The sequence below is a fragment of the Frankia sp. Hr75.2 genome, assembly GCF_949319125.1.
Taxonomy (GTDB): Bacteria; Actinomycetota; Actinomycetes; order Frankiales; family Frankiaceae; genus Parafrankia; species Parafrankia soli.
On record NZ_CASGGV010000050.1, the window covers coordinates 1 to 10,630 of the forward strand.

At 70.8% G+C, this 10,630-nt stretch carries 8 protein-coding genes; 3 read left to right on the forward strand and 5 right to left on the reverse strand.

Annotated elements, in window-relative coordinates:
• Nucleotides 1-165 precede the first annotated feature (165 nt).
• Both AC559T_RS05555 and AC559T_RS05560 read right to left on the reverse strand, forming a co-directional pair.
• Nucleotides 166-4,743, reverse strand: a complete 4,578-nt coding sequence (locus tag AC559T_RS05555) for a WD40 repeat domain-containing serine/threonine protein kinase (RefSeq protein WP_498867981.1) — start codon at nt 4,741-4,743, stop codon at nt 166-168.
• A 13-nt stretch (nt 4,744-4,756) separates the two neighbouring features.
• Nucleotides 4,757-5,926 carry an FHA domain-containing protein gene (locus AC559T_RS05560; protein ID WP_498867982.1) on the reverse strand — a complete coding sequence of 390 codons (1,170 nt, stop codon included), beginning with the start codon at nt 5,924-5,926 and terminating at the stop codon, nt 4,757-4,759.
• Between the two features lie 289 nt (nt 5,927-6,215).
• Here AC559T_RS05560 and AC559T_RS05565 point away from each other — a divergent pair, with 289 nt between their 5' ends.
• Nucleotides 6,216-6,617 (forward strand): integrase, encoded by a 402-nt coding sequence (locus AC559T_RS05565; RefSeq protein WP_498867983.1) that lies wholly within the window; start codon nt 6,216-6,218, stop codon nt 6,615-6,617.
• Nucleotides 6,618-6,707: 90 nt separating this feature from the next.
• Nucleotides 6,708-6,992, forward strand: a complete 285-nt coding sequence (locus AC559T_RS05570) for an integrase core domain-containing protein (RefSeq protein ID WP_498867984.1) — start codon at nt 6,708-6,710, stop codon at nt 6,990-6,992.
• A gap of 649 nt (nt 6,993-7,641) precedes the next feature.
• Here AC559T_RS05570 and AC559T_RS05575 read toward each other — a convergent pair.
• A complete protein-coding gene (locus AC559T_RS05575; protein WP_498867986.1) occupies nt 7,642-8,448 on the reverse strand; it encodes an SAM-dependent methyltransferase in 807 nt (268 codons plus the stop codon).
• Nucleotides 8,449-9,078: 630 nt separating this feature from the next.
• A complete protein-coding gene (locus AC559T_RS05580; protein ID WP_112105511.1) occupies nt 9,079-9,405 on the reverse strand; it encodes a rhodanese-like domain-containing protein in 327 nt (108 codons plus the stop codon).
• A 36-nt stretch (nt 9,406-9,441) separates the two neighbouring features.
• Here AC559T_RS05580 and AC559T_RS05585 point away from each other — a divergent pair, with 36 nt between their 5' ends.
• Nucleotides 9,442-10,149, forward strand: a complete 708-nt coding sequence (locus tag AC559T_RS05585; RefSeq protein WP_498867985.1) for a TetR/AcrR family transcriptional regulator — start codon at nt 9,442-9,444, stop codon at nt 10,147-10,149.
• Here AC559T_RS05585 and AC559T_RS05590 read toward each other — a convergent pair.
• Nucleotides 10,111-10,398 (reverse strand): aldo/keto reductase, encoded by a 288-nt coding sequence (locus tag AC559T_RS05590; RefSeq protein ID WP_498867987.1) that lies wholly within the window; start codon nt 10,396-10,398, stop codon nt 10,111-10,113. The genes AC559T_RS05585 and AC559T_RS05590 overlap by 39 nt on opposite strands.
• Nucleotides 10,399-10,630 lie beyond the last annotated feature (232 nt).

Here is a 10,630-nt window from a genome sequence, read left to right on the forward strand (position 1 = left end):
CCTTCGACGGAAGGCCTATCGATCACCGGCTGAGACAGAAGCCCTGGTCAGATCCTACGGACGAGTTTCGGGCACCCACACGTCACCGAGGTCGAGGCGGGACGGTACCTGCATGGGGATGCCTGTTGCCTCCGGCCGGCGGCGACAAGGTGGCGTCGGGCCGGCTCACAGCACCGGCAGGTTCCACAGCCGCAGCGTGCCGTCGTCGCCGCCGCTTGCCAGCGTGCGTCCGTCGGGGGAGAAAGCCACCGCCTTCACCCACCCGGCATGGCCGCGCAGCGGCGCGGGGTCGGAGCGGACGGAGCTCGGGTTGGTCACGTTCCACACTCGCACGGCCGTGTCGGCGCAGCCGCCGGCGAGCCGCCGTCCGTCAGGGGAGAACGCCAGCGCGGTCACGCCGCGGGGGTTACTTGGTGAGGCTTCGCCGACCAGGCGAGGTCGCAACGGCGGGAGCGCGCCCGACCGGGCCGGGCCGGGGTCGAGGCTGAACAGACGCACCTCGCTGCGTCTGTTCTTCTTCCAGACCCGGCCAGCGCCGGTCGCGACCAGCCGGCAATCTGAGCTGAACGCCACCGACCAGACCGGGCGGTCCGGCCCGGTGGGCGCCGGCTCGTGCGCGAGCGCCCTGCGTGTGGTCAGATCCCACAGGCTGATGGCCGGCCCGTCCGGCGCCGTGCTGCCTGGCAGGTCGGTGGCTGTGAGGAGCCGCCTGTCTGGGGTGAACGCGATCGCGCGCACTCCGGCGAGACAGTCGATTGGTGGGCCTTCCGCCCGCGGCGACCGGGCCGGGTCAACCGCCCACAACCGCACGGTGCCGTCCTCACCCCCGCTGGCGAGTAGGCGCCCGTCTGGTGAGAACGTCAACGTCCAGACGCGGCCTGTGTGCCCGTACAGCGGAGCGCATAGCGATTGCGGTTGCCGGGCGGAGACGTCCCACAGGAAGACTGGCCCGTCCGATCCGGCGCTGGCCAGCACCCCGCCGACCGGTGAGAAGGCAACGGCCTCCACCCGGTCGGCGTGGCCGGAGAGCGGCTCACCGTACGACGAGGGATGCCACGGGGTCGTTACATCCCAAAGTCGCACCCGGTGGTCGGCGCCTCCGCTGGCGAGCAACCGGCCATCCGATGAGAACGCTGCCGCGAGCACCGCGCCGTCGTGTCCGAAGTCCCCGGCGGCGGTCTTCGGGGCACCGCGCGCCGCTGCCGTGTCCGGTCCCGGCGCGGCGTCAGCTGGTTCATGCGTGGCGGTGTGAGGACCCGGCTCGGCGGCGGTTGGCCCGGGCGGCGCGAGGACCGGTGCCGACTCTCGGGCCACGGTGGGCGTGGTCGACGGGGCCGCGCTCGGCGGGAGCACTGTCGGCGGGGCGGTGTCTGGCCTGGCTGGGATACCGGCCCCAGCGGGTGGCTGGTGCTCAGGCCGGGCAGCGGTCGGCGACTCCGGCGGACGGGGGGCGGCCATGGGCGGCACCCGGAGTGCGGGCCGATCGACGGTCCATAGCCGGACGACACCATCGTTGCCGGCGGTCGCCAGCAGCGATCCGTCAGGCGAGAAGGCCACCTGGAACACATACCCGTGGGCGGTGTCGGCCGGCGGCAGCGGCCGTGGACTGGCCAGGTCGGTGAGGTCCCACAACCGGAGCTTCTTGTCGCCCCCGCTGGCGAGCATCAGCCCGTCCGGGGAGAACGCGAGCGTGTGTACGGGACCTTCGGGCCCGGTCAGCGGCCCGCACCGTGGTTGCGGTGAGGTGGGGTCGGTGAGGTCCCACAGCCGGATGCTTCCGCTTCCGCCAGCGGTGGCCAGCACCGTTGCGTCCGGCGAGAAGGCCAGCGCCGCTACCGCCTTGCGGCCGGCTCCGAAGGCCGGCGCAAGCGGGATGACGGTCCTCAGGTCCGCCGCCCCGAACAGCGCGACCGAGCCGTGCCTGGTGGCATAGGCCAGCATGCGGCCGTCGCGCGTCGCCGCGACCGCTGTGACGGCGGTGCCGTGGAGCGAGGCGAGCGGTGCAGGCGTGTCGGCTCGCTCCACGTCCCACCATCCGACCTGGTTGGCGCGGCCGATGGCGAGCCGGCGGCCGGTGGCGCCGAAGGCGAGCGACCTGACCCCTGTCGTGTTCCCGGCGCCTTCGGCGATCTCGCTCGCGAGCCGAGGCCCCTGCTTGCCGGCGAGCTGCCACAGCCGGACGATGCGGTCGTCACCGCCCGTCGCGAGCAGGTGGCCGCGGGGCGCGAACGCGAGGGCGCGGATCGGAAGGGTGTGCCCGGTCAGCGGCTCGCCGCGTGGGACCCCCGTGCGCACGTCCCACAGGTGCACCACCCGGTCGTGGCCGGCACTGGCGAGGATCTCGCCGTCGCTGGAGAACGCCAGTGCGCGTACCGGTTTGACGTGGCGGGGCAGCGCGGCGAGCAGCCGCACGATGGGGCCCGCTTCGGTCATGGGCGACACGCCGGCTCCCGACGGGCAGGTCGGGGCGAACCCGTTGTCGCGCGGGGAGGGGCCGGGCGGTGGACCGTCGGGACGGAGGACTGGCCGCGCCGTTGACAGCGCGGCTTCCGTGACCGGGGCGGGCTCGGGTGGTGCGGCCGGCCGGGCAGTCGCGGGCGCCGGCTGCGGTGCGCGCGACACGCCCCTGCGGAACCAGAAGCGGACCCGAAGGTCGGTACTGGCGCTGGCTAGGACAGCGCCGTTCTCCGGCGAGAACGCCACCTGGGTCACGGGGCCGAGATGGCCCCGCGCGGGCAGCCAGGGCACGGGCACACCCGGGGCGGTGACGTCCCACAGCCGGACGGCGCAGTCCTTGCCGCCGCTCGCCAGGAACGTCCCTTCCTGGTTGAACGCCAGGGTGTTCACCGCGCCTTCGTGGCCGGCGAGCGGCGGGCACTGTTGCTTGGGCGTGACCGGGTCGCGCACGTCCCACAGCGTGACGAACCCATCTACGCTCGCGCTGGCCAGCAGCGTCCCGTCAGGAGAGAACGCCAGCGCCTGCACGCCCTGGTCGTGGGCCGCCAGATCCGAGCCGAGCAGCCCTGGAATGCCCGCGCCGTTGGGGCTGGCGAGGCCGATCCCCCCATGCCTCATGCCGTAGGCGATCAGGGAGCCATCGCCGCTGACTGCCAGCGTGGTCACCTCCTCGGCCGGTCTGAACCCGGCCGAGAGCTGGCACGGGGCGTCGGGGTCGGTCAGGTCCCACCAGTGGAGTCGGGCACCTCCGACGGTCACGAGCCGTCGCGCATCAGTGCAGAACCCGACCGCGAAGACCCTCCCAGCGTGCTCCAGCGGCGCGCCCAGCGGCACCGGTCGGGCAGGGTCGGTCAGCCGCCAGAGCCGGACCGTCCTGTCCTCGCCGCCGGTGGCGAGCAGCCCGCCGCGGTCCGGAGTGAAGGCGATCGCGCGGATGCGCCGCGCGTGCCCGGTCTCGACCTCGCCGACCTGTTCCGGGAATCGGCCGAAGCCGGGTACGGTCCACAGCCGCAGCACCTTGTCGTGCCCCGCAGCGGCGAGCGCGGCGCCGCCGGTCAGGAACGCCACCGCCAAGGTCGGGTGCTTTACCCTGATCGGCGCGCAGTAGGTGCGCAGGTAGGGCGGTGGCGAGGGGGCCGCCGCGTCACTGGCGCCGCTGCGCGCGGGGGCAGGCGCGGGGACGCCGTGGTCGGCCGTGTCAGCGGGGGCGGCGGGGAGCTCCGCGTCGGGCATGACAGTCACCGCGAACCTGGGATCCTCGCCTGCTGCGCCTGCCTGGGGAGCCCCCGGCCCTGGCATCACGGTTGCGGGGTTCGGGCCCGCGGAGGCGGCGGGTTCCGCGGTTGGCGGCGCCAGCTCCGGCCGGTCGGGACCGGCGACGGGCTCTGCGTGGTCGGCGGCGTAACGGACGTCCTCGGAGAGGTGCAGCGCCATGCCGGCACGGCTGAGCCATCGTGGGCCGTAGGCCTGGCGGGCGGCGGTGGCGAGATCGAGGGCGAAGGCGTAGGCGGTGGGCTGGCGGTCGGCAAGGTCCTTGGCCAGGGCACGCAGGATGACGTCGGCGAGCCGGGTCGGCACCCCGGGCGGTGCGGACGGGACCGTGTGCTCCGCGTAGTGGAAATAGGACCAGGGCTGCGGCCAGTCGCCGAACGGCGACTGGCCAGCAAGCAGTTCGTAGAGCACCGTCCCGAGCGCGTACAGGTCGGTGCCCGGCCCCATCCGGCCGTAGCGGAGGGGATCGAGCTGTTCGCGCGGCATGTACTTGGGGGTGCCGACGCCCGCGGTCACGTTGACGGTCATGCCACCGAGGATCTTCGAGATCCCGAAATCGGTGACCTTCACGACGTCTTTGGCGTCGAACAGGATGTTGTCCGGCTTGATGTCGCGGTGCAGCACACCGTGGCTGTGGGCATGCTCGAGCGCCTCGGCGACGCCGAGGCCGACCGCGCATGCCGCCTCCGGGGAGAGCTCCGCCCTGCGGTCCGCCAGCGTTCCGCCCGGCAGCAGCTCGAGGATGATCAGACATACGCCCTCGGCCTCGATCATGTCGTACACGCGCACAATGTGCCCATGGTCGAGGGTGGCGAGAAGCTGGGCTTCCGCGAGGAATCCGGCCGGAGCGCCTGCCCTCGTATCCGAGAGCACCTTGATCGCGACATCGCGGCCCAGGCTGCGCTGTCGGCCCATGAAGACATGGCCGGAAGCGCCGTGGCCGACCTGGTCACCCACCTCGTACTTGTCCCCGAGCGCGGCGGCGACCAGCGCGCGCATGAACGTGCCTGGCATGGGCAGGCCCGGATCAGCGCAGGATCGTGGGCGCGTCGGCGGCAGCCTGTGGCTGGCGGCGCTTCGGTGCGGCGTGCTTCCAGGCGTCAGCGACCTCGTTGGGGAACAGCTGGCCACTGCGGGTAAGGACCACGCCCTCGGTGATCTTCACCTCGTCGCCGAGATGGAAGGCGTAGTCGGCACCAGGATCCAGCAGCGTCCACTCGCCAAATCCGAAGTTGCGCCGCGCCGAACGCATCCAGGCCCCGGGCCGGCTGATGTCACGGACCAGCACCTTCCCGTCGCGGAAGGTCACGACGAGGTGCTCCTTGCTGATCCGGGCGGCGACATCGCGATCGAGCAGGTCGAACAGCGCGATGCCGGCCTCCACGTGGCGGCCGATCACCCTCTCGGATCCCTCCGACAGGGTGTAACGGACGGGTGTCGCGCCCCCGGTGATGAGGACCTTGAGCTGAGTGGCGCGGGGACGCGGGCCGTCGTCGAGAAGGGGTGTGCCGTGCACCGCGCAGACAGCCACGTTCCCGCGGATCCGCGGTGGAAACACGTTGCCCTGCCTCTTGCGGACGTCGTAGAGGGTGCAGCGCGGGTCCTGGCAGCGCCATGCCCGGCCAAGATACCTCAGCAGCGGCCGTCGCCGACGGTCGAGGAGACCCATCGCCTTGTGAACGTCCCGCTCGCCATGCCGAGAGATTTCGTACGCCGGCCGCAAGCCCATGTCCTGAGGAATCAGCCGGACCGCGCTGCCCGCCTCATTCGCCTTGACAGGCTTGAGGAAACGCTCGGTGTCGCCCTGGATCCACGGGTGCAAGTCGCGGTGGCCGACATACAGGTCGCCGCTGATGACCGGGAGGCCGGCAGATGCCAGCTCGAGAATCCGCTCGTCGGCCTCGTCGACCTCCTCTACAAGGCCGTCGGCTACCCAGCGGTCCAGTCTGTCGGCGTCGGACGGGTCGGTGAACTCCGCTCGTCCTCGGCCCGTGCGCAAGCTCCGGTCCGCGACCAGGTACACCCCGACGTCCGGGTCCCCGGTGAGCCGCACCAGTGCGTCAAGAACGAGGACGAGCCGGCGAAGGGTACGCTTCCCCGGCCCGCCGAAGGGGTTAGGGCGAACGATGTTGGACAGGTCGAGGACATACTCGGCGTTGCCCCAGCCAACCAGATGCCGTTCAAGGTCCTTGGCCACAGCGAGCACCTCCTCCCCCATGGAGGCCCGGCAGATGCGGGCCAAACGCGCACCACGCTATCGACATGGACTGTTACGCCGATGACCGGGTCTACTGCCCGCGCGGATCAGCCTGTGGGTGCCCGAAACTCGTCCGTAGGATCTGACCAGGGCTTCTGTCTCAGCCGGTGATCGATAGGCCTTCCGTCGAAGGCGATCGGACACCTGTACCTCTGCCTGTCGTCCAGCCGTGCTCTGCCGGCCATCAGGTGCTGTTGACCGGGACACCACCGTGTGGATGATTCTGGCCATGGCGGTTCGGCTGATCTACCTCGTCTTCTGTCGGCTGGTCGGCTGGCTGGGGTTGGTGGCCCGCAGCTCGGCGACGAAAGACGCCGAGATCCTTGTGCTCCGCCACGAACTCGCAGTGCTACGCCGCCAGGTGCCCCGGCCCCGGTACTGCTGGGCCGATCGCGCCATCCTCGCCGGGCTGGCACGGCTGCTCCCGCGCACCTCATCGCCGACCTTGCTGGTCCGCCCGGAGACGATTCTGCGCTGGCACCGCCACCTGGTCCGCCGCCGCTGGACCCAGCCGCACCGCCCACCCGGCAGGCCCTCCACCCCAACGGAGATCCGCCAGCTGATCCTCCGCCCGACGAACAGCTGGGCCACCCAGCAAGCCCGCAACCTGCCCATTACTCTGGGTGAGTAGGCCGCACGGTTCCGGTTCCTCATCCGTGACCGCGACACGACGTTCACCGCCGTCTTCGACACCGTCTTCACCACCGACAACATCGATATCGTGCGGACACCCGTACGGACCCCGGTCGCGAACGCTTTCGCGGAACGCCGGGTCGGTACCGTCCGCCCCGAATGCCTCGACCACCTCCTCGTCCTCGGCGAACAACACACCACCGCCGTCCTCACCGACTACATCGACCACTACAACCAGCACCGACCCCACCGGTCACTCCAACAACAGGCACCGCTCAGCACCGGCACCAGCCCACCGCCCGAACCCGACACCTCGGCCGTCCAACATGATCGACTCGGCGGGCTCATCCACGAATACCTGCAGACCGCATGACCCGACCCCAGTTTCCGGCACCCACACCGTCGGTCTGGCGAACCAAATCCCAACTGAACGCCAACCCTCCGCCCGGAGCCGACACCTGGCCTACCGCGCGACGTCCCGCCGGCGAGCAGGCTTCGAGGTTGCCGTGCCGTGCTGGCGGGACAGCCGGCACCTCCTGACCAACACACGATCACGGCCCGGTGAGCCTGTCGGATCAGACAGCGGTTCGCATTGCGCGAGCTTTGCACCCGGCAAGAAGCTCAACAAAATGCCAGGTCACACCGATAGTCACAGTGACCAGTGGTCAGAACCGCGCACAATGCGAACCGCCACCCCGCCATCCCCGGCCCCACAATTTCCATCCCCAACCGCGAGAACAGGCCATCTACCAGCGGAAACGCACAGCCACGCCGTCGTGCGTCCGTACACGGCGCATGGGCCCCGACCCCAGAATGACACCGGATCCCCGCAGGATCCGAAGGCGATCTTTCACCACCTCCGTTTCCCTCGTCACCATTCGCGGGCCGTTGCTACCACTTCGTGAGCGACTGCAGCAGTACAGCGGTCGCGCCTGTCAGCGCGACCGAGACCCCCCGCCAATCGTGGCCACCAGCCCCGTGACGCCGTCCCCCGGAGGACGGCCGACCCCGTCGAGGACGGGCTACGGCTTGCGGCCGACCCCGCCGAAGATGTGGAGCGGCTGCGGCTCCGACCCGGGCGCGGGCCGCCAGAGGGGCGTCGAGACCACGCCTGGCTCGACGAGGTCGAGGCCGTCGAAGAAGGACGCGACCTGCTCCGGGGTACGCAGATTGTAGGGGTGCCCACCCGCCTGGGTGATCTCGATTGCCTTGTCCACGGCCTCGCCGTGCGTGCCATCGTTGAGCGCGAGATAGCTTCCCGACTGCACCCCGTCGAGTAGCCGTTTCACGATCGCTCTCGCCTCGTCGGTGTCGGCGACATTCCCCATGAGGCCGAACATCACCAGAGCGACCGGCCTGGTGAAGTCCAGGAGCTCGGCCGCCCCCGCGAGAATCCTGTCGGGGTCGCGCACGTCGGCCTCGATGTAGGCGGTGGCGCCGCCGGGTGCGCTGGTCAGCAGCGCGCGGGCATGCACCAGCACCAGAGGATCGTTGTCGACGTACGCGATGCGGGAGTCCGGGGCGATCCGCTGCGCGACCTCATGGGTGTTGTCGGCGGTCGGCAGGCCGGTGCCGATGTCCAGGAACTGGCGGATGCCCACCTCGCGGGCAAGGAAGGTAATCGCTCGGACCAGGAACTCCCGCTGCGCGCGGGCGACCCGCACGATGTCCGGGTAGACCTCGAAGACCTTGTCCCCCAATTCCCGGTCGGCGGGAAAGTTGTCCTTGCCCCCGAGCCAGTAGTTCCAGACCCGAGCGGAGTGCGGCACGCTCGTGTCCACCCGCGACCATGCGCTCTGCGCCGGCTCGTCAGCACCCATGTCGACCATCATGCACCCCCGGGTGCACCCCGGATTTACCCCGCAGCCGAAGGCCGGTGCCCCGCGTCCGGGGTACGGCACGTGTTGTCCGGGGTCCGGCGCCCGGTGTCGACACGTCGACAGCGCCAGCAGGGCGACCTCAGTCCGGTGCCAGCACCGACCACGCCATCCGTGCATGCCCCGACCAGGAGTTCCGATGTTCGGCTCTGATGCTGTGGCGCACCTTCGGGGCAGACGGTAGGGCGCCGCGTCCGACGCAGCAGACCCCCTGAGGCCCGCCTGGAGGAAGCTGCCTGGCCGGTCTTCCGCAGCGGCGACGTCCCGATGATCGGAGAGTGGGTCGCACTGCCCGTGTTGCGCGGCGCGGGCGACACCGGCCCGGCCGACCCGGTCGCCGGACAGATCATGTACCCCACCGCGGAACGCCTGCTCCAGCATTGCGACGGTGCTCCGGCTACCCGGCGGAGTCCACCGGCGCCGACCAGGGCATCCAGATCGCCCAGGAGCGGGGCCTGCCGGTCTACCGTCGGGTCGAGGACATCCCGGCTACCGAGCCGCCTAGCGACGAGCGCGCGGCGCCCGGCTTCCGGACGAGTACCACCAAACACCGACAGGCCCTGCCGCCGCGGCGGTTCCGGGTTAGGCCGATTCGGTCGGCAGGCCAGCCGCCACCCAGTCCTCGATGCCCTCGCGGTACTTGCGGACGTTGGGGTAGCCGAGCGCGGTGAGCCGGTCGGCGACCTGGCCGCTGTTCGGGCAGGCAGGGTTGGAGCAGTAGGTGACGATGGCGGTGTCGCGGTCCGGCAGCACGGCCGGTGCCTTGGCGTCGACCTCGGTGGGGCGCAGGGCGAGGGCGCCGGGCAGGTGCTGCTGCGCGAAGTACTCGCCACCCAGCGCGTCGACGACGGTCACGTTCCCGGCGGCGATCGCTGCCTTCAGCTCGTCACGGGTAATGAGTGCGGTCATGCTCCTACCTCCAAAGAATCGGACTATAGTCCGGTTGTGCAGGAGAACCTTAGCGGACCGCAGTCCGGTTGCGCAACACCGTTGGAGCTGCTTCGCACCCCGCCGCCAAGGGAACGAGCTGACGCCGCGCGCAACCGGGTCGCCGTGCTGGACGCCGCCGCCCGGCTGTTCGCCGAGCACGGAGTCGCGGCGGTCTCCATGGACCAGATCGCGGCGGCCGCCGGGGTGGGCAAGGGCACCCTCTTCCGCCGCTTCGGGGACAAGGCGGGCCTGGCGGTCGCACTGCTCGACACGCGGGAGCAGATGCTGCAGGAGGCGATCCTGCACGGGCCGCCGCCACTCGGCCCCGGAGCGGCGTCCTCCGAACGGCTCACCGCGTTCGTCGGCGCATACCTCGACTACCTGCTGGAGCACCTGGACCTGGTACGGATGTCGGAGACCGCGACACCCGGAGCCCGCTACCGGATCGGGGCCTACCGGTTCTGGCACCGACACGTGGCGATCCTGCTGGACGGCGCACCCGATCCGGACCACGCCGCGCACACCCTGCTCGCCGCACTCGCCGCCGACCACGTCGCCGCGCTGCTGGCGGAACTCGGCGAGTCCCGCATCAGAACCGGCCTGCACCGCCTCGCCGAGAACTACTCCGAATGGCGCCGCCGTTCCCCGGAATCCCCTTCACCGCCGGGCGTTCTCGGATCTTCCTCAGGCGGCGGCGCGGTCGTCGGCCGGCCGTCGGCGTAGCGTGGCGTGCTCGATCGCGGGTGGGGCGTAGGCCATGTCGAGCTGGCCGACGTCGGTGCCGGGCGCGACAATCGCGGCGATCTCCTCGAGGATCTTGTCGTCGAGGGTGATATCGGCGCCGGCGAGCAGGTCGTCGAGCTGTTCCATGGTGCACGGCCCGATGATGATCGAGGTGACGGCGGGATGGGCAACCGCGAACGCCGTCGCAAGGTGGGTCAGCTTCATTCCGGCCTGTTCGGCAAACGGAATGAGCTGATTCTACCCCGTCTGCCGCGACATCCATACCCGGCTCATCCATATCCGGGATCGGCATGGACGACATGGCCTCCGGCGACGGGCTGACCACCGCGGCCAGGTGAGGACGGCCAGGGAATCGTCAATGGCACCTCGTGCGGTGGAATCCCACACTCGTGCAGGGCGGCGATGCTCCGGCCTATGGCCGCGCCTCCGCGATTCACCGATGAACCCGGACGGCGAACGC